At 60.3% G+C, this 18,905-nt stretch carries 16 protein-coding genes, 5 tRNA genes and 1 riboswitch; of the genes, 3 read left to right on the top strand and 18 right to left on the bottom strand.

Features of this window, described 5'->3' with window-relative positions:
- Positions 1-66: 66 nt before the first annotated feature.
- Positions 67-143: transfer RNA gene (locus tag QMK50_RS20425), tRNA-Arg, on the bottom strand.
- Positions 144-253: 110 nt separating this feature from the next.
- A complete protein-coding gene (phnN, locus tag QMK50_RS20420; RefSeq protein WP_320333816.1) occupies positions 254-838 on the bottom strand; it encodes a phosphonate metabolism protein/1,5-bisphosphokinase (PRPP-forming) PhnN in 585 nt (194 codons plus the stop codon).
- 385 nt (positions 839-1,223) lie between these two features.
- Between phnN and QMK50_RS20415 the strand changes: the two genes are divergently transcribed.
- Positions 1,224-1,550: an Arc family DNA-binding protein gene (locus QMK50_RS20415; RefSeq protein ID WP_095171568.1), complete on the top strand. Its 327-nt coding sequence runs from the start codon at positions 1,224-1,226 to the stop codon at positions 1,548-1,550.
- A gap of 164 nt (positions 1,551-1,714) precedes the next feature.
- Here QMK50_RS20415 and mgtE read toward each other — a convergent pair whose 3' ends face one another.
- On the bottom strand, positions 1,715-3,157 hold the full coding sequence (gene mgtE / locus QMK50_RS20410) for a magnesium transporter (protein WP_095171567.1): 1,443 nt from the start codon (positions 3,155-3,157) through the stop codon (positions 1,715-1,717).
- A gap of 384 nt (positions 3,158-3,541) precedes the next feature.
- Between mgtE and QMK50_RS20405 the strand changes: the two genes are divergently transcribed.
- Positions 3,542-3,823, top strand: a complete 282-nt coding sequence (locus QMK50_RS20405) for a hypothetical protein (protein ID WP_320333815.1) — start codon at positions 3,542-3,544, stop codon at positions 3,821-3,823.
- Between the two features lie 19 nt (positions 3,824-3,842).
- Here QMK50_RS20405 and QMK50_RS20400 read toward each other — a convergent pair.
- The 8 genes from QMK50_RS20400 to ltaE all read right to left on the bottom strand — a co-directional run bounded on the left by QMK50_RS20400 (position 3,843) and on the right by ltaE (position 9,950).
- Positions 3,843-3,919: transfer RNA gene (locus QMK50_RS20400), tRNA-Arg, on the bottom strand.
- A 71-nt stretch (positions 3,920-3,990) separates the two neighbouring features.
- Positions 3,991-4,067: transfer RNA gene (locus QMK50_RS20395), tRNA-Arg, on the bottom strand.
- Positions 4,068-4,139: 72 nt separating this feature from the next.
- A tRNA-Arg gene (locus QMK50_RS20390) sits at positions 4,140-4,216 on the bottom strand.
- 107 nt (positions 4,217-4,323) lie between these two features.
- A tRNA-Ser gene (locus tag QMK50_RS20385) sits at positions 4,324-4,414 on the bottom strand.
- 62 nt (positions 4,415-4,476) lie between these two features.
- The gene (gene csrA, locus QMK50_RS20380) at positions 4,477-4,665 is read right to left on the bottom strand and encodes a carbon storage regulator CsrA (protein ID WP_002554426.1); all 189 of its coding nucleotides are present in this window, start codon (positions 4,663-4,665) and stop codon (positions 4,477-4,479) included.
- 183 nt (positions 4,666-4,848) lie between these two features.
- Positions 4,849-6,090 (bottom strand): aspartate kinase, encoded by a 1,242-nt coding sequence (locus tag QMK50_RS20375; protein WP_095171563.1) that lies wholly within the window; start codon positions 6,088-6,090, stop codon positions 4,849-4,851.
- A 90-nt stretch (positions 6,091-6,180) separates the two neighbouring features.
- Entirely contained in the window at positions 6,181-8,799 is a 2,619-nt protein-coding gene (gene alaS, locus QMK50_RS20370) for an alanine--tRNA ligase (RefSeq protein ID WP_159994215.1), read from the bottom strand.
- Positions 8,800-8,945: 146 nt separating this feature from the next.
- Positions 8,946-9,950 carry a low-specificity L-threonine aldolase gene (ltaE, locus tag QMK50_RS20365; protein WP_320333814.1) on the bottom strand — a complete coding sequence of 335 codons (1,005 nt, stop codon included), beginning with the start codon at positions 9,948-9,950 and terminating at the stop codon, positions 8,946-8,948.
- Positions 9,951-10,147: 197 nt separating this feature from the next.
- A riboswitch (FMN riboswitch) is annotated at positions 10,148-10,319 on the top strand.
- Positions 10,320-10,439: 120 nt separating this feature from the next.
- Here ltaE and QMK50_RS20360 point away from each other — a divergent pair.
- Positions 10,440-10,949, top strand: a complete 510-nt coding sequence (locus QMK50_RS20360; RefSeq protein WP_095171559.1) for a 6,7-dimethyl-8-ribityllumazine synthase — start codon at positions 10,440-10,442, stop codon at positions 10,947-10,949.
- 54 nt (positions 10,950-11,003) lie between these two features.
- On the opposite strand, the gene astE is transcribed toward QMK50_RS20360, so the two are convergent.
- The 7 genes from astE to QMK50_RS20325 all read right to left on the bottom strand — a co-directional run bounded on the left by astE (position 11,004) and on the right by QMK50_RS20325 (position 18,894).
- The gene (astE, locus tag QMK50_RS20355) at positions 11,004-12,014 is read right to left on the bottom strand and encodes a succinylglutamate desuccinylase (RefSeq protein WP_320333813.1); all 1,011 of its coding nucleotides are present in this window, start codon (positions 12,012-12,014) and stop codon (positions 11,004-11,006) included.
- Positions 12,015-12,026: 12 nt separating this feature from the next.
- Positions 12,027-12,314 carry a topoisomerase II gene (locus QMK50_RS20350; RefSeq protein WP_095171555.1) on the bottom strand — a complete coding sequence of 96 codons (288 nt, stop codon included), beginning with the start codon at positions 12,312-12,314 and terminating at the stop codon, positions 12,027-12,029.
- 63 nt (positions 12,315-12,377) lie between these two features.
- Positions 12,378-13,724 (bottom strand): N-succinylarginine dihydrolase, encoded by a 1,347-nt coding sequence (gene astB, locus QMK50_RS20345; RefSeq protein WP_320333812.1) that lies wholly within the window; start codon positions 13,722-13,724, stop codon positions 12,378-12,380.
- A gap of 164 nt (positions 13,725-13,888) precedes the next feature.
- Complete coding sequence (astD, locus tag QMK50_RS20340; RefSeq protein ID WP_320334532.1) at positions 13,889-15,358, bottom strand: succinylglutamate-semialdehyde dehydrogenase; 1,470 nt, start codon at positions 15,356-15,358, stop codon at positions 13,889-13,891.
- Positions 15,355-16,380 (bottom strand): arginine N-succinyltransferase, encoded by a 1,026-nt coding sequence (gene astA / locus QMK50_RS20335; protein ID WP_095171550.1) that lies wholly within the window; start codon positions 16,378-16,380, stop codon positions 15,355-15,357. Before astA ends, astD begins: the two co-directional genes overlap by 4 nt.
- 79 nt (positions 16,381-16,459) lie before the next feature.
- Positions 16,460-17,479, bottom strand: coding sequence for an arginine/ornithine succinyltransferase subunit alpha (gene aruF / locus QMK50_RS20330; RefSeq protein ID WP_095171548.1), 1,020 nt, complete (start codon positions 17,477-17,479; stop codon positions 16,460-16,462).
- A 194-nt stretch (positions 17,480-17,673) separates the two neighbouring features.
- Complete coding sequence (locus tag QMK50_RS20325; RefSeq protein WP_095171547.1) at positions 17,674-18,894, bottom strand: aspartate aminotransferase family protein; 1,221 nt, start codon at positions 18,892-18,894, stop codon at positions 17,674-17,676.
- Between the last annotated feature and the right edge of the window lie 11 nt (positions 18,895-18,905).

The raw sequence follows: 18,905 nt of genomic DNA, 5'->3' as shown, positions 1-18,905 counted from the left end.
GCACCCACCCTGCACCCATGAGAGTTAAGCGGAGAAATCGTAAACTGCTGAAGGCCTTGAATTATATGGTGTCCCAGGGCAGGTTCGAACTGCCAACCTTCCCCTTAGGAGGGGGATGCTCTATCCAATTGAGCTACTGAGACACAGACCGGCCGCAAGGAGCTGCGGCGCGATGGACGGCGAGCATGTTAACGGGCAGCCCCGCGTTTGTCATGTCGTCTGTACGGCTTATTAAGTGTAGGCAATGGCCCGCTCACGCCGAACGGGGTTTTTCCACGATACCTTCATTGCCAAGCAACGCCAGCAAGCGAGCCAGGGTTGTCGACAACTCGGCGGAATTATCCAGCAGGAAAATACCGCCGGACTCGTTCTCCGCCGTACCACGGGCAAACAAGGCATTACGCGCCAACCTGGCCTCGATCTCTTCGCTGCTTTCACGCCCCCTGCGCTGAAGGCGCTCACGCAGGACATCGGCATCCACCGTCAACAGGATGGGCAATAACTGCGGGTAGCGCTCTTTCGCTAGAGGCAAATGCCCCCTGGAACCGTTGACCAGCACATGCAGCCCTTGCGCCAACCACTGATCGATCTGCATCGGGATTCCGTAATCCAGCCCGTTGGCATGCCAACTCAGGGCAAAACCGCCCTCACGCGCCAATTCGGCAAATGCCTGGGGCGTGAGCCCCAGGGCAGCCTCCCCGACTGACTCTGCCGAGCGGGTAATTACCCGGCGCGCCACCACGCAGTCGAGTTGCGCCAGAGCATCGCGGGCCGCATCGATCAGGCTGTCCTTGCCAGAGCCCGAGGGGCCCATGAGATAAACCAGTCTGCCACTCACCCGCAATATCCCCTCATGATGTATTCACCCCTAGTAAATCGGCCATTTGCCACTACGCTGTATACGTAGAGGAGTGGCGTGCAAGCGTACACGGCTTGCACACAAGGACGCGCAGCCCCCTGTCCACTGGGCAAAAGGGCGAGGCCATGCACCCGGAGCGGATTTAAGTTTTCAAACCAGTCCGCATTTCTGATAATTGGTGCTGGCATAACGCCTGCCTCAGGCTCAATATTTGTCACAGAATTGGCGCCAAGGATCTGGCTTGCTTGAGGCATGATGCGGGCCTCTTATCAATTCAGGTTGAACATTTGGCTGCCTTGCTTGTCCTAAAGACATCCTGCGGCCAATTCCGAGAACCGCTCCCCTGAACTAACCGGTTAAATATATGCGCCCATTGAAACAGGCAATTTATTCCAGCCGTACGGCTGACAAGTTCGTCGTACGCCTGCCAGACGGAATGCGTGAACGCATTGCCGAGGTGGCACGCAACCATCATCGCAGCATGAACTCCGAAATCATCGCGCGCCTGGAGCAGAGTCTTATTCAGGAAGGCGCGCTGGGCGAAGAGTTGAGCATGCGCCTGGACAGCCCCGAGCTGTCGCTGCACGAACGTGAATTGCTGCAACGCTTCCGCCAGCTATCCCACCGCCAGCAAAATGCACTGGTGTCGTTGATTGCCCATGACGCTGAAATGGCCGCAAACCCGTCCTGATTACACCCCGAAAGTTCAAGCCAGCCTCGCGCTGGCTTTTTTTTGCCTGAAACAGTCCGCCCAGGCATCTTCGCGATGATTCGCACGCAGGCCATCGACATCAGACAGTTTGATTAATCCCAGATGCGCGACGCGGCAATTGGGCCAGGTCGCGCAGCACAGGCCTAGAGCAGGAAGATCGTGGCGAGGCCAAGGAAGATGAAGAAGCCGCCGCTATCGGTTACGGCCGTGATCATCACGCTTGCACCCATTGCCGGGTCACGCCCGACGCGCGCCAGGGTCATTGGGATCAGCACCCCCATCAGCGCCGCCAGCAGCAGGTTCAGGGTCATGGCGGCCGTCATCACGACGCCGAGCGACCAACTGCCATACAGCAGGAAGGCCACTACGCCAATCACTCCACCCCACACCAGGCCATTGATCAGGCCCACGGCCAGCTCCTTGCGCATCAGGCGCGAGGTATTGCCGGTACTGACCTGGTCCAGCGCCATGGCGCGCACGATCATGGTGATGGTCTGGTTACCGGAGTTGCCACCAATGCCGGCAACAATCGGCATCAGCGCCGCCAGGGCCACCAGCTTCTCGATAGACCCCTCGAACAGGCCGATCACCCGCGAGGCAACGAAGGCGGTAATCAGGTTGATGGCCAACCACGCCCAACGGTTACGCAGGGACTTCCACACCGAAGCGAAAATATCTTCCTCTTCACGCAGACCCGCCATGTTGAGGACTTCGTTTTCGCTCTCTTCACGAATCAGGTCGACCATCTCGTCGATGGTCAGACGGCCGATGAGCTTGTCGTTCTTGTCGACCACCGGGGCCGAGATCAAGTCGTAACGCTCGAACGCCTGCGCCGCGTCATAGGCATCTTCGTCCGGGTGAAAGCTCACCGGATCGCTGGCCATGACTTCCGAGACCTGCTTGTCCGGATCGTTGACCAACAGGCGCTTGATCGGCAGGACGCCCTTGAGCACACCGTCGTAGTCGACCACGAACAATTTGTCGGTATGGCCCGGCAGCTCCTTGAGGCGCCGCAGGTAGCGCAAGACCACCTCGAGGCTGACGTCCTCACGGATCGTCACCATCTCGAAGTCCATCAATGCACCGACCTGCTCCTCGTCATAGGACAACGCGGAGCGCACGCGCTCACGCTGCTGGCCATCGAGGGTCTCCATCAGCTCATGGACGACGTCTCGCGGCAGCTCAGGGGCCAGGTCAGCAAGTTCGTCGGCGTCCATCTCCTTGGCGGCTGCCAGGAGCTCGTGATCGTCCATGTCGGCGATCAGGGTTTCACGGACGGAGTCAGACACTTCAAGCAGGATGTCGCCGTCACGCTCGGCCTTGACCAACTGCCAGACCGTCAGGCGATCGTTCAGCGGCAATGCTTCAAGGATGTAGGCAACGTCAGCGGAGTGCAGGTCATCGAGCTTGCGTTGCAGCTCGACGAGGTTCTGCCGGTGGACCAGGTTCTCGACCCGGTCGTGATGAGGACCTTCCTGGCGGTGAGTCAGGTCTTCGACCACCCGCTGGCGCTGCAGCAGCTCAATGACTTGAGCAAGGCGGTCCTGCAAGCTTTCTTGAGTCTTTTTTACTTCTACTTCAGTCATAGGCGAACTCCACTCCCAGCAGCGGGGCACGCCGGAAGGATCAATCAGTCAATTCATGATTGGAAAAACGGGGTACTGAGTAACTACTGGGTAAGTCCATGGAGGTATTCCACAAGCCCCGGCGGGGCTGACGGGCGCAATGATACACCGCCTGACGCTTTTAAACGTTAAAAATCGCGGCTGAAACAAGCGCTTGCACGACAAACCTGAGCGCTGTCCTGATCCATGAGAGTGCGACGACTTATCCCGAAAAGAAAACACAGGGCCATCGCAAAATGTCCGGCTAACCTTCAAATGGATCGCCAGGGAGGGCGCTGAATGCCATCGCGGATACGCTGTTTGTTACTGACTACCCTGCTCTGCCCAGCGGCCAGCGCGCAAGTAATGACTGTGCAGCGCTGTGAGGCAGCCAACGGTCGCATCACATTCACCAGCACGGCCTGCAAGACCGGAGAGCATCCGAGCCTGCAGCAAGTCCGCACCTACCTGCCCGGCAGCAGCACCGAGGTATACGCCGACACGGCAGTCCTGCCCGAAGCCGAACACCTGCAAGCAGCCGACCGGGCAATCAAGGCAAAGAAGATAAAAAGCGCGCCGAGCAGATTTGACGAGCAAAGACGGGTTCGGCAGAAAGCCAAATCCCAGACAGCAAAAAGCCCGCGTTAGACGCAGGCTTTTTGGTGTTTGGTGCACTCGACAGGATTCGAACCTGTGACCGCTCGGTTCGTAGCCGAGTACTCTATCCAGCTGAGCTACGAGTGCAATTGTACTTTTAGACCAGATCACAACTGGTTGAAGCCAGGTTACCTGCATGACTGCAAACAACCCTTAAATGGTGCACTCGACAGGATTCGAACCTGTGACCGCTCGGTTCGTAGCCGAGTACTCTATCCAGCTGAGCTACGAGTGCAATGTGTGCTTTTAAACCAGATCACAACTGATTGAAACAAGGTTGCTTGAATCACTTCAAACAACCCTTAATTGGTGCACTCGACAGGATTCGAACCTGTGACCGCTCGGTTCGTAGCCGAGTACTCTATCCAGCTGAGCTACGAGTGCATTTGTTGCCGCGCATTATAGTTCGTCGAATCTTTTTTCCAAGCACTTTTTCTAGTAATTTCAACCACTTACCGAAAAAGCCTGATTACAACGCTCTACACAAATAATGGCGGAGAACGGGGGATTCGAACCCCCGACACCCTTTTGAGGTGTACTCCCTTAGCAGGGGAGCGCCTTCGGCCACTCGGCCAGCTCTCCGCAACACGGGGCGTATCTTAACCAACCTTTTCCCCGTTTGCAAACATAAAAAGCGATAAAAATTAATGGCTTGGTTCTTCGTCCTTCTCTTTCTTTATACGCAGGTAGATTTCCTCACGGTGTACAGCTACCTCCTTGGGTGCGTTAACGCCTATGCGCACCTGATTTCCTTTGACGCCGAGCACGGTTACGGTGATTTCGCCATCACCGATAATCAGGCTTTCTGCACACCGACGAGTCAGAATCAGCATACCTTTCTCCTTACGCATTTCAGTTCAGGGACAACAGTCTGCAAAAAAAAAGCGCTCGAACGGCGACCGGAACGATCGCAGCTCTACACGCTTAAGTATTGACCAGCGCATGCAAAAGAACAGCCTTGCCCACGCCACTCAAAAAATAAAGGGCGCGGTCAGACCGCGCCCCTCGGGACCACATCACTCGCCTTGGCGAGCCGGTGCGTCCAGTTCGAACGCCGTGTGCAGTGCGCGCACAGCCAGTTCCAGGTACTTCTCTTCGATCACCACCGACACCTTGATCTCCGAAGTGGAGATCATCTGGATATTGATGGTTTCCTTGGCCAGGGCTTCGAACATGCGGCTGGCAACACCTGCGTGAGAACGCATGCCAACGCCGACGATCGAGACCTTGGCGATCTTGGTGTCACCCACCACCTCACGGGCACCGATCTCGCGAGCGGTGTTTTCCAGCACGGTCTGGGCCGCCTGGTAGTCATTGCGGTGCACGGTGAAGGTGAAGTCGGTGGTGTTATCGTGCGCAACGTTCTGCACGATCATGTCGACTTCGATATTGCCGGCACTGATCGGGCCGAGAATCTTGAATGCCACGCCCGGGGTGTCTGGCACGCCACGGATGGTCAGCTTGGCTTCATCGCGATTGAAAGCGATGCCGGAAATGATCGGCTGTTCCATGGTTTCCTCTTCATCAATAGTAATGAGGGTGCCTGGCCCCTCCTTGAAGCTGTGCAGTACGCGCAGCGGGACGTTGTACTTGCCGGCGAACTCGACCGCACGGATCTGCAGCACCTTGGAACCGAGGCTGGCCATTTCCAGCATCTCTTCGAAGGTGATCTTGTCCAGGCGCTGGGCCACGGACACCACGCGCGGGTCGGTGGTGTACACCCCGTCCACGTCGGTATAGATCTGACATTCATCGGCCTTCAGGGCCGCTGCCAGCGCCACGCCAGTGGTGTCGGAGCCGCCACGGCCCAGGGTGGTGATGTTGCCGTGCTCGTCGACGCCCTGGAAACCGGCCACCACAACCACGCGGCCAGCCTTCAGGTCACCGCGAATCTTCTGGTCATCGATCTGCAGGATACGCGCTTTATTGTGCGCGCTGTCCGTCAGAATCCGCACCTGGTTGCCGGTGTACGACACCGCTGGCACGCCGCGCTTGATCAGCGCCATGGCCAGCAATGCAATCGTCACCTGCTCGCCGGTGGAGACAATTACATCCAGTTCACGCGGAACCGGTTGCTCATCGCCACTGATTTGCTTGGCCAGATCGATCAGACGGTTGGTTTCGCCGCTCATTGCAGACAGCACGACCACCAGGTCATCGCCGGCATCGCGGAATTTCTTAACCTTGTCGGCGACCTGCTCGATTCTCTCGACAGTGCCGACCGAGGTGCCTCCAAATTTCTGTACGATCAAAGCCATTTCAAAGCCGCCTCTGCCCATGAAGGGCGCCCATTAGTCACTCAAACAGCAGCCGGACCCACCACTAGACGAGAGGCCCGGCATACAGCCTTAAATACCCTGTTCGACAAACGGTACGGTCAGGGCCAGGGCCGCGTCCAGTGCGCCAGCGTCAATACCACCGCCTTGCGCCATGTCCGGACGACCACCGCCCTTCCCGCCCACTGCCGCAGCGGCTTGCTTCATCAAATCACCGGCTTTGAGTTGGCCAGTCAGGTCTTTGGTCACACCGGCAACCAGCACGACCTTTTCCTCATGGACACTGCCGAGCAGGATCACTGCGCGGCCGAGTTTGTTCTTCAACTGATCGACCAGCGCCAGCAGCGCCTTGCCATCCTGACCGTCGAGACGCACGGCCAGCACCTTCACGCCCTTGACGTCCTGGGCCTGGGCCGACAGGTCGTCACCCGCCGCACTGGCAGCCTTGGCTTGCAACTGCTCGAGTTGCTTTTCCAGCAGACGGTTGCGCTCAAGCACAGCCGACAGCTTGTCGATCAGGTTGTCGCGGCTGCCCTTGACCAGGCTGGCCGCTTCCTTGAGTTGCTCTTCTGCCGCGTTAAGGTAGGCCAGCGCTGCTGCGCCAGTCACTGCCTCGATACGCCGTACGCCCGAAGCCACACCGCCTTCGCTGATGATCTTCAGCAGGCCGATGTCGCCAGTACGGTTGGCGTGGATACCGCCGCACAGCTCGACGGAGAAATCACCGCCCATGCTCAGCACGCGCACACTGTCGCCATACTTTTCGCCGAACAGCGCCATGGCGCCTTTTTGCTTGGCGGTGTCGATGTCGGTTTCTTCAGTCTCTACCGCCGAGTTCTGGCGAATCTGCGCGTTGACGATTTCTTCCAACGCCTTGATCTGCTCAGGCTTGATGGCTTCGAAGTGGCTGAAGTCAAAGCGCAGGCGCTGACTGTCGACCAACGAACCCTTCTGCTGGACGTGCTCGCCCAGCACCTGGCGCAAGGCTGCGTGCAGCAAGTGGGTCGCCGAGTGGTTCAACGCAGTAGCGTGACGCACCTCGGCATCCACCTGGGCCTCAACCGGCGCACCAACGATCAGGCTACCCGATGCCAGCACACCGTGGTGCAGGAAGGCACCACCGGTCTTGGTGGTATCGCGCACGTCGAAACGTGCAGTACCGGCCTGCAGATAACCGCAGTCACCGACCTGGCCACCGGACTCGGCGTAGAACGGGGTCTGGTTGAGAACGATCACGCCCTCGTCGCCTTCGCTCAATACGTCGACCGACTGGCCGTTCTTGTACAGGGCAACGATTTTCGCCGAACCGCGAGTATCGGTGTAGCCGGTGAACTCGGTGGCCACGTCGACTTTGACCAGGGTGTTGTAGTCCAGGCCAAACGAACTGGCCGAACGTGCACGCACGCGCTGGGCTTCCATTTCGCGCTCGAAACCGGCTTCGTCGATGGTCAGCTCGCGCTCGCGGGCGATGTCGGCGGTCAGGTCCATCGGGAAACCATAGGTGTCATACAGCTTGAACACCACGTCGCCCGGCACTACGGTGCCTTTGAGTTCGGCCAGGTCCTGCTCGAGAATCTTCAGGCCGTGCTCCAGGGTCTTGGAGAACTGCTCTTCCTCGGCCTTGAGCACGCGCTCGATATTGGCCTGCTGCTGCTTGAGTTCCGGGAAGGCTTCACCCATCTCGGCCACCAGCGCCGCGACGATCTTGTAGAAGAAGCTGCCAGTGGCGCCCAGCTTGTTACCGTGGCGGCAGGCGCGACGGATGATCCGGCGCAGCACGTAGCCACGGCCTTCGTTGGACGGCAGCACGCCATCGGCAATCAGGAAACCGCAGGAACGGATGTGATCGGAAACCACTTTGAGTGAAGACTGATCGCCATTTTCGCAGCCGATTGCTTCAGCCGAGGCTTTGAGCAGGTTCTTGAACAGGTCGATGTCATAGTTGGAGTTGACGTGCTGCATCACCGCACTGATCCGCTCCAGGCCCATGCCGGTATCCACCGACGGCGCTGGCAACGGATGCAACACGCCATCGGCGGTGCGGTTGAACTGCATGAAGACGTTGTTCCAGATCTCGATGTAACGGTCGCCGTCTTCTTCCGGCGAACCCGGTGGGCCACCCCAGATGTGGTCGCCGTGATCGTAGAAAATCTCGGTGCATGGGCCGCACGGGCCGGTATCGCCCATGGTCCAGAAATTGTCGGAAGCGTAAGGCGCGCCCTTGTTGTCGCCGATGCGGATCATGCGCTCGACCGGCACACCGATCTGCTGGGTCCAGATGTCATACGCTTCATCGTCGGAGGCGTAGACGGTAACCCAGAGTTTTTCCTTCGGCAGTTGCAGGACACCGGTCAGGAAGGTCCAGGCGAAAGTAATTGCGTCGTGCTTGAAATAGTCGCCGAAGCTGAAGTTACCCAGCATCTCGAAGAACGTGTGGTGACGCGCGGTGTAACCGACGTTTTCCAGGTCGCTGTTCTTGCCGCCGGCGCGTACGCACTTCTGGCTGCTGGTGGCGCGGGTATACGCGCGCTTTTCCTGGCCCAGGAAGCAGTCCTTGAACTGGTTCATCCCCGCGTTAGTGAACAGCAGGGTTGGGTCGTTGCCCGGAATCAAAGAGCTGGAGGCTACACGGGTGTGGCCTTGCTCTTCGAAGAAGCGAAGGAAGGCTTCACGGATTTCTGCGCTTTTCATTAGGTTCTTCCACGGAGGCTGCGGCCAAAGGCCTGTGCGATTCGTCAACGGACGAAGCGACGGCAAAGGGCCGCATTATATCGGCCCTGCGCGCGCGGTACAGCGTGTTTATACGATAGAAACCGTCAATTGGACGGCCTGCAAGATCATTTAGCGCAAAACTCGACGAATGTCGCGATTACCTGGTCGATCTGGGCCCGACCGACATCCATGTGGGTAACCATGCGCAAACGGGCAGCGGCGCTGAGCTTGACGCCCCGCTCTGCAGCAAAAGCCTTGATTGCGTCGGCTTTGTCGCCGATCTGCAGGTAAACCATGTTGGTATGCACCGGCTCGACAGCAAAACCCGCCGCTCGCAGACCTTGCGCCAGGTACTCGGCGTTGGCATGGTCCTCGGCCAGGCGTTGCACGTGATGATCCAGCGCATACAGGCCGGCCGCCGCCAGATAGCCGGCCTGGCGCATGCCGCCACCGACCATCTTGCGCAATCGCCGCGCCTTGGCGATCAACTCCACCGAACCACAGAGCACCGAGCCCACTGGCGCGCCCAGGCCTTTGGACAGGCACACTGACACCGAGTCGAAATGCTCGGTGATCTTGCGTGCATCCACCCCCAGCTTGACCGCCGCGTTGTACAACCGCGCGCCATCCAGGTGCAACTGCAAGCCATGCGCCTGGGTAAAGCTTCGCGCCTGGGCCAGGTACTCCAGCGGAAGCACTTTGCCTTGCATGGTGTTTTCCAGGGCCAGCAGGCGAGTACGGGCGAAGTGGAAGTCATCCGGCTTGATCGCCGCCGCCACCTGCGCCAGGTCCAGCGAACCGTCAGCCTGGACCTCCAGTGGCTGCGGCTGGATCGAGCCCAGCACCGCGGCGCCACCGCCTTCGTATTTGTAGGTGTGCGCCTGTTGGCCGACGATGTACTCCTCACCGCGCTCGCAGTGGGCCATCAAGCCCAGCAGGTTGCTCATGGTGCCCGTCGGCACGAACAGTGCGGTGGCAAATCCCAGGCGCCCGGCCAGCTCGGCCTCGAGTCGATTGACCGTAGGATCCTCACCATAGACATCGTCACCGGTGGCCGCCCTGGCCATTGCGTCGAGCATCCCTGCGGTTGGTTGGGTGACGGTGTCGCTGCGAAGATCGATAACACTCATGAATCAGGCCTCGGTAGACAGGGGAGAATCCCTTACAGGTGTGAATTACTGCGGGCATGCCGGGCAATAATCAACCCTTGCGCCAGGAAAAGGCGGCAGGCGCCCGATAAAAAGTCGATGACAATCAGCAGATAGCAGCAATGCACAGCTGTGAAATATGTGTTAAAAACGCTGCGCCGCCAGACAATCTGTCGGCAAAACGTTCTCAGGGCGGGGTGTAACTCCCCACCGGCGGTAATTGCGCGCAATGCGCATAGCCCGCGAGCGCTTGGTGTCACCGCAGCCGCTGGTTGTGAATGATGGCAAGGTCAGCAGACCCGGTGTGATCCCGGGGCCGACGGTCATAGTCCGGATGAAGAGAGAACGGGATTGGCGCCAAAGGGCCGTCCACGGGAGAGGTGCAGTCAATGCACGCTTACCCGTTGCGTACCCTTAAATCCCATTCGATTCATAACGCCCTGTTTTTCACACAAACAGGAGTCAGAACAGATGCAACCCACCGCAATCGACAGCAAAAGCAAAAACCATCAGGGCGAGCGCGTAGCGTTTATCCAGGCCTGCTGGCACAAGGATATTGTTGACCAGAGCCGTAAGGGCTTCGTCAGCGAGATGATCGCCCAGGGCTATCAGGAATCGGAGATCGACTTTTTTGAAGTCGGCGGTGCCTTTGAAATCCCGCTGCACGCCAAGCTGCTGGCCAAGTCCGGCCGTTATGCCGGCATCGTCGCGGCCGCCTTGGTGGTCGATGGCGGCATCTACCGTCACGAGTTCGTCGCCCAAGCGGTTGTCAGTGGCCTGATGCAGGTCCAGCTCGAAACCGAAGTGCCGGTGTTCTCGGTCTCCCTGACGCCCCATCACTTCCATGCCGGCGAAGAACACCAGAAGTTCTTCTTCGAGCACTTTGTGCACAAGGGCCAGGAAGCGGCGAAGACCTGTGCCGATACCCTGCACAAGATCCGCGCGCTGCGTCGTAACGAGCCTCGCGCGGTAGCCGTTTAAGCCAGGCAAAAACCTGTGGGGGCAGCGTTGCTTCCACAGATTTTAGAAGTTGAATCAGGCCAGGTTTTCACCCGTGGTTGGCACAATCAAGATGCCGGCCCGCAAGCCATTCTTCACCTTGGGGTTGGGGAAGATGATTCGCGCACCCTCCTCCTCGATGACCCAGCGCGTCTGCGCGATGTCTTCAGCCAGCACATAACCCACGTCCAGCGGTGAGAAGTTCTCGATGTCCGCCGGCAGGTTCAGCGTGAAGCTGTCGCTGTGCTTGATGATTTCCCGCGCCACACTGAACAGTTGCAGGCCGTCCAGGCCGGCGTCTGCCAAGGGCGGCTCGCTGCCCTCGATGATCTGCTTCAGGCGAGTTTCCAGGCGTGAAACATTGACCCCATCGTTCTGCCCAAATGGCCGGGCCTTGCCCAGCTCCAGGGTGAAGGCCTCAGCGCCCAGCTTGTCGTAGGTGTAGGAACTGAACACGATCGACGGCTTGTTCTGCAACAGCACCGCCTCCATGCCTGCCGCCCGTAGCCGGGCCAGTTCGCGACGCGAGTGCTGGCGGCCTTCTTTCCAGGGGTACAGGGCAAACTGTTCGATCTTCGAACCACGAATAGCGGTATGCAGGTCGTAGTGCAGGCGCTCACGGTCCGGCAAGCTGAAAAAACTCGCCGCCAGGCGCTCCAGCTCACAGGCGCGCAGCGCCTCGCAGCCACTGCTCAATTCATGCCGGCCGTTGAACAGCCGATTGACATCCTGCTCGACAAAACGCTCACCGCGGCGCATGGCCTCGGGGTTGCCGAACAGGAACAGAATGCGTGCGCACGGCTTCAAGTCACCGCGAGCAATGTCGTGCAACAGGCGATCGAGCAACTCGATCGGCGCTGTTTCGTTGCCGTGAATGCCGGCCGACAACAGCAAGTCCAGGCCGTTGTCGCGAGCTTGTGGTGGCCGGACTTCCAGCGCACCTTCACTCAGCCAGCGCATCCGCACGCCTTCGACAGTCAGTTGAGTCTTCTCCGCCGGTTCACGGCCGGCGAGGGTCAGTTCAAGCAGTTTGCCGAGGGCGAGCATAGAACGATTTCCTTAATGGTCGTGATTGCAATCCGGGCCATGCACGTGGTCTTCGTCGCCGACTTCAGCCGGTTCCATTTCCAGTTGCAGGCTTACCAGATTAGTCGCCAATGGGCGCAGCAGCAGGTTGGCGTATTCGGCATCGCCTTCTTCGACGTCAACGCCGATCAGCAGTTGGCCGCGGCCGTCGTGCTGGATCCACAGTTCCTTGCCCTGCCAGATCACCGCTACGCGGGTGCAGGAGGTTTCCAGTTGAGTGCCGTCGGTGTCTTCAAGGATCAGCTGCAGGGTATCGCTCATTTTTTCGCTCTCATCTGGAGATAAAGCAGCGCGCCCGACTCATCAGGAGCCGGTCGCGGGCTTTCAATTGATCTGGAATGGATAAACCGCGCCCAGTTTAAGGATTTGCGTCAGTTCATCCAGTGCCGCCCGGCACTCAAGCAACAATTGTGGGTCCGCCAGATCGTTTTCGGTCATGCGGTCACGGTAGTGCTTTTCAACCCACTGGGTCAGCGTGCCATACAGCGGCGCGGTCATGATAACCCCTGGGTTGACGGCCGCCAGCTCGGTTTCATTCAACGCCACGCGCAGACGCAGGCACGCCGGGCCACCACCGTTCTGCATGCTCTGCTTGAGGTCGAAGACTTTGACCTCGCGGATCAGCCCACCGGAACTGGTCAGGGTCTGCAGGTACTGCCAGACGCGTTCGTTGTTCTGGCACTCTTGCGGCACGATCAGCAACATCGAACCGTCCGCCTGCGACAGCAGTTGGCTGTTGAACAGGTAGGAACGCACGGCGTCCTCGACCGAAACCTGCGCACGCGGCACGCAGATCGCCTTGAACTGACCACCCCGCTTGGCGAGCTTGGCCGACAGTTCAGCCAGCATCTGCTCGGTGTCGAGGAAGGCGTCCTCGTGATAGAACAGCGCCTCACCGTTACCCACCGCAATCACGTCGTTGTGGAACACGCCCTGATCGATCACCGCCGGGTTCTGCTGAGCATAGACCACGCCGTCATCACTCAGGCCGTGCAAACGTGCGACCGCTTGCGAGGCTTCCAGGGTCTGGCGCGCCGGGTACTTCTGGGGCGCCGGGTAACGGGGGTCGAACGCACTGCGACCGAACACAAAGAACTCGACCCCGGCTTCGCCGTAGTCACGGCAGAAACGGGTGTGGTTGGCCGCGCCTTCGTCACCGAACTGCGCCACGGCCGGCAAGGCCGCGTGATGGGCGAAGTGCTTCTGGTCGGCGAACATCGCCCCCAGCACGCGGCTGGTGGTCGGGTGCTCGATGCTGCGGTGGTACTTGCAGTTGAGGTTGGCGGCGGTGAAGTGCACACGGCCGTCGGCGGTGTCGGCGCTCGGGCTGACAGTGGCGGCGTTGGCCACCCACATGCTCGACGCCGAGCAACTGGCGACCAACAGTGGCACGGCCTCTTTGGCGGCCTGCTCGATCACTTGGGCATCGGTGCCGCTAAAGCCCAGGCTGCGCAATGCGCCGACATCCGGACGTTCCTGGGGCGCCAGCACGCCCTGGACAAAACCCATGTCCATCAGCGCTTTCATTTTCGCCAGGCCTTGCAGCGCTGCTTCCTTGGGGTTGGAAGACTGCTGGCTGTTGCTCTGGGACGCAACGTTGCCGAAGGACAGACCGCCGTAGTTATGGGTCGGCCCCACTAGACCGTCGAAATTGACTTCATAGGATTTCATCAGCGAGGCTCCACGAGAATCTGTTGTTATAGGCTCAGGTAACAATTCTTTTAGGCTGCGGTGCGGCCATCGCGGGCAAGCCCGCTCCCACAGGCTCAGCAGTGATCACAAGTTTTTGTGATCGACGCAGTACCCTGTGGGAGCTGGCTTGCCAGCGATAGGCATCACGCCATCTTCACGCCCGGCGTCAGGGTCGCCGGCAAGACCAGGCTCGGTGTTTCCAGCGAGGCCACCGGGTACGCGCAGTAATCCGCTGCGTAGTAAGCGCTGGCGCGGTGGTTGCCCGATGCGCCGACGCCGCCGAAGGGCGCGCTGCTCGCAGCACCTGTCAGTTGCTTGTTCCAGTTGACGATACCGGCACGGCTCTGCAGCCAGAACTGCTGGTAGCGCGCCTCGGAGTCCGACAGCAAGCCGGCGGCCAGGCCGTACTGGGTGTTGTTGGCCTCGCTGATCGCCGACTCGAAATCGGTGTAGCGAATCACTTGCAGCAGTGGCCCGAACAGCTCTTCGTCAGGACGATCCGCCACGGCGCTGACATCCAGGATGCCCGGGGTGAGCAATGCCGCATTGGCCTGTGGCTGAGTCATCTCCAGCAAGCTCACCGCGCCATTGGCCAGCAGGTGTTCCTGGGCGTCCATCAAGGCTTTGGCGGCGGCCAGGGAAACCACCGAGCCCATGAACGGTGCCGGCTGTTGATCGAACGCGCCGACCTCGATGGTCGCGCTGACCGCCACCAGGCGCGCCAGCAGCGTGTCGCCCCAGGCGCCTTGCGGCACCAGCAGGCGGCGCGCGCAAGTGCAGCGTTGACCGGCAGAAATGAAGGCCGACTGAATAATGGTGTAGACCGCCGCGTCGAGGTCGGCGACCTGATCGACCACCAGCGGGTTGTTGCCGCCCATTTCCAACGCAAGAATCTTGTCCGGGCGCCCGGAGAACTGCGCATGCAGGTGGTTGCCAGTGCGGCTGGAACCGGTGAAGAACAGACCGTCGATCCCCGGGTTGGCGGCCAGCGCGATCCCGGTTTCACGGGCGCCTTGCAGCAGGTTCAACACACCCGCCGGCAGGCCGGCTTCGATCCAGCAACGGACCGTCAATTCGGCGACTTTCGGGGTCAGTTCGCTAGGCTTGAACAGCACGCTGTTACCGGCCAGCAGGGCCGGAACAATGTGCCCATTGGGCAAGTGACCCGGGAAGTTGTAAGGCCCGAAGACCGCAACCACGCCATGGGGTTTGTGCCGCAATACGGCGGTGGCGTCGCCCAGCGGGCCGCTCTTTTCGCCGGTACGCTCGCGGTAGCTCTGCACCGAGATGGCGATCTTGTTGACCATGCTGGTCACTTCAGTCGCCGCTTCCCACAGCGGTTTGCCGGTTTCTTCACCGATGCAGTGCGCCAACTCGTCGGCGTGGGACTTGAGGCTGGCGGCAAAGGCCTCCAGCACGCTGATGCGCTCTTCCAGGGTACGCTGGGCCCAGGCCGGGAACGCCTGGCGCGCAGCCTGCACGGCGCTTTCAACCTGGGCGGTGGTAGCGCCCTGCCCCGACCACAGCACGTGCTGGGTCACCGGGTTCAGCGATTCAAAGGCTTCGCCCTGACCCGCCAGCCACTCACCTGCGATGTATAACGAATTCATTATTTCGACTCCCGGGCAGCAGACAACGGCACGGCGCGCACTTGATCACCGGCATTGAGTTGAAGACGTTTGGCGGTCAGTGGATCGACCACCAGGGTACCGGCGGCAAAACGTGCGGGCGCAGCAGTGATGCGGCAGTCTTCGCGCTTACGGTTGTGAATCAGGAACGGCGTGGCGTCATCCCCCGGGGTGCCGATGGCCAGCACCAGCGCCTGGCTGTCACGCACCGCGCGGATCTTGCCGGTTTCGCATTCCACTGCCGGGCCGGCGTCGAAAATATCGACGTAGCCCTGGTAGCTGAAACCCTCGCTCTTGAGCATCGCCAGCGCCGGCTCGGTGTCCGGGTGAACCTGGCCGATGACATTGCGCGCGTCTTCGGAAAGGAAGCAGGTGTAGAGCGGAAACTTGGGCATCAACTCGGCAATGAACGCCTTGTTGCCCACGCCAGTCAGGTAATCGGCCTGACTGAACTCCATCTTGAAGAAGTGCCGGCCCAGGCTTTCCCAGAACGGCGAACGGCCAGCCGTGTCGGAGACGCCACGCATCTCGGCGATGATCTTGTTGCCAAACAGCTGCGGGAATTCGGCGATGAACAACATCCGCGCCTTGGCCAGCATGCGGCCGTTGAGGCCGGTGCGATAATCGGCATGCAGGAACAACGAGCACAACTCGGAGTTGCCGGTCAGGTCGTTGGCCAGGAACAGCGTCGGAATTTCGCGGTAGATGTTCAGCTCTTGCGAAGCGCTGACCGTCAAGCCAACCCGGAAGTTGTACCAGGGCTCACGCAGACCCACGGCGCCGGCAATTGCGGAAATTCCCACCACGCGGCCGTCGTCATCCTCGAGCACGAACAGGTAATCGGCGTCGCCGCGCCCCGCTTCGCCACGGAAGGTCTTTTCGGCCCAGCCAACCCGGTGCGACAGGCGCTCTTCGTTGGCCGGCAAGGTGGTCAGGCCGGTGCCAGTGCTGCGGGCCAGCTCGATCAGAGCGGGTAAATCGCTGCTGCGTACGGGACGAACGATCATGCTATCTCCTCAAACGGACGGCCGGTAACGGCCCCCCGCAAAACTCGCTGCTCTGCAGCCTTTATCAGGCGTAAAAGCGTTAAACCGCCACCAGGCGCACGCTGGCACCCTCGCCGACGCCCAGGGCCTCGGCGGCTTCCAGATCCAGGACCACCGGTTTGCCCGGCGCGTAGTCCAGCTCCAGCATGACCGCGCGGTAATCCTGCAACTGGGCATTGGCCACCAGGTACTGCCGGCCAGCGCCCTTGACCGGCTCGCCGATCTTCACCGGCACCACACGGCTCTGGGCAATCGAGCGGATCCCCGAGACGCGCGCGTGCAGGGTCGGGCCACCGTCGAAGATGTCGATGTAATGATCGGTCTCGAAACCTTCGCGCATCAGGATGTCGAAGGTGATCTGCGCCCGCGGGTGCACCTGGCCCATCGCTTCTTGAGCGGAGTCCGGCAGCAGGGGGACATAGATCGGGTAATGCGGCATCAGCTCGGCCAGGAACGTGCGGCTCTTGAGCCCGCACAGGCGTTCGGCGGCGGCGTAGTTGAGGTCAAAGAAATTACGGCCGATGGCGTCCCAGAACGGTGAGTCGCCCTGTTCATCGCTGTAGCCGACGATCTCGGTCACCACCGAATCGGCGAACCGCTCGGGGTGGCTGGCGACGAACAGCAAGCGACCGCGGGAGTTGAGTTCCGACCAGGCCGAACCCACCAGCTCCGGCAGCACGTAGAAGCTGGTCAGCAAGCTGTTGCCGGTCAGGTCATGGCACTGGGAGAGCACGTGGATCTTGTTGTGGATCTTCAGCTCGCGGGAGGCGTGGACGAAGGTTTCATTGCGAAAGCTGTAGAAAGGTTCCGAATAACCGGCCGAGGCAACGATGGCCGAGCAGCCCACCAGCTTGCCGGTGGTGCTGTCTTCGAGCACGAAGAAATAGCTCTCCTCACCGTTGAAGCTGACTTCGGCGGCGAACGAGGCTTCGCTCGCGGCGATCTTGTCGCTCAGGCGTTCAACGTCATCCGGCAGGGAAGTGACACCAATCGGGCTGTCCGCAGCCAGACGCTGTACCTCGCCCAGATCAGCCATTTGCGCAGGGCGCATCACCAGCATGGTGTCACTCCTTTCTTGAAAACTCTTTGAGGAAAATAGCCGGCCCCTTGTAGGAGCGAGCCTGCTCGCGATGGTGGTTCAGCAACAATGATGTCGCCTGACACACCATCGCGAGCAGGCTCGCTCCTACAGAAAAGCAGGACCGGAACAAAAATTGGGTTCGACACCTGAATGATCAGGCGCCGAAGGGTCTATCAGGCTTGTGTCAGTTTGGCGGCAGCGCGTTCGAAGCGGTCCAGACCGGCATCGATATCAGCGTCTTCAACCACCAGGCTCGGCGCAAAACGGATCACGTCCGGACCAGCTTGCAGGATCATCAGGCCTTCTTTTTCAGCGGCGTTGAAGATGTCCTTGGCCTTGCCTTTCCAGGCATCGCTCAGCACGCAACCGATCAGCAGACCCAAACCACGGACCTGAGTAAACAGACCGTACTTCTCGCCGATCTGCTCCAGGCGCGCCTTGAACTTGTCGTGCTTGGCATTCACCCCATTGAGCACTTCAGGGGTGTTGATCACGTCGATCACCGCTTCGGCCACTGCACACGCCAGCGGGTTGCCACCGTAAGTGGTGCCGTGGGTGCCGACGACCAGGTGCTTGGCCAGGTCTTCGGTGGTCAGCATGGCGGCGATCGGGAAACCACCGCCCAGGCTCTTGGCGCTGGTCAGGATGTCCGGCGTCACACCGTAGTGCTGGTAGGCGAACAGCTTGCCGCTGCGGCCCATACCGGTTTGCACTTCGTCGAACACCAGCAGGGCGTTGTGCGCGTTGCACAGTTCACGGGCCCCTTGCAGGTACGCCAGCTCGGCCGGCAATACCCCGCCCTCGCCCTGGATCGGCTCCAGCACGACGGCGCAGGTCTTGTCGGAAATCGCGGCTTTCAGCGCGGCCAGGTCGTTGTACGGCACGTGGCTGATGCCTGTGATCTTCGGACCAAAACCGTCGGAGTACTTGGACTGGCCACCAACGTTGACGGTGAACAGCGTACGGCCGTGGAAGCTGTTGAGCGCGGCGATGATTTCGTACTTCTCAGGACCGAAACGATCATGGGCGACCCGCCGGGCCAGCTTGAAGGCGGCCTCGTTGGCTTCAGCGCCGGAGTTGCAGAAGAACACGCGCTCGGCAAAGGTCGCGTCGATCAGCTTATGGGCCAGGCGCAAGGCCGGCTCATTGGTGAACACGTTGGACACGTGCCACAGCTTGTTCGCTTGCTCGGTCAAGGCACCGACCAGTGCCGGGTGGGCGTGACCCAATACGTTGACGGCAATCCCGCCGGCGAAGTCGATCAGCTCGCGACCGGACTGGTCCCAAACGCGGGAACCTTCACCACGCACTGGGATGAAAGCGGCAGGCGCATAGTTGGGAACCATAACCTGGTCAAAATCGGCGCGTTGTACCGCAGCGTGCTCAACGGACATCGGAGTCTCCT

It is taken from the genome of Pseudomonas sp. P5_152, from assembly GCF_033989915.1.
Taxonomy (GTDB): Bacteria; Pseudomonadota; Gammaproteobacteria; order Pseudomonadales; family Pseudomonadaceae; genus Aquipseudomonas.
Note: the sequence above shows the minus strand (reverse complement) of the source record. Positions and strands in the feature narration are given on the sequence as shown.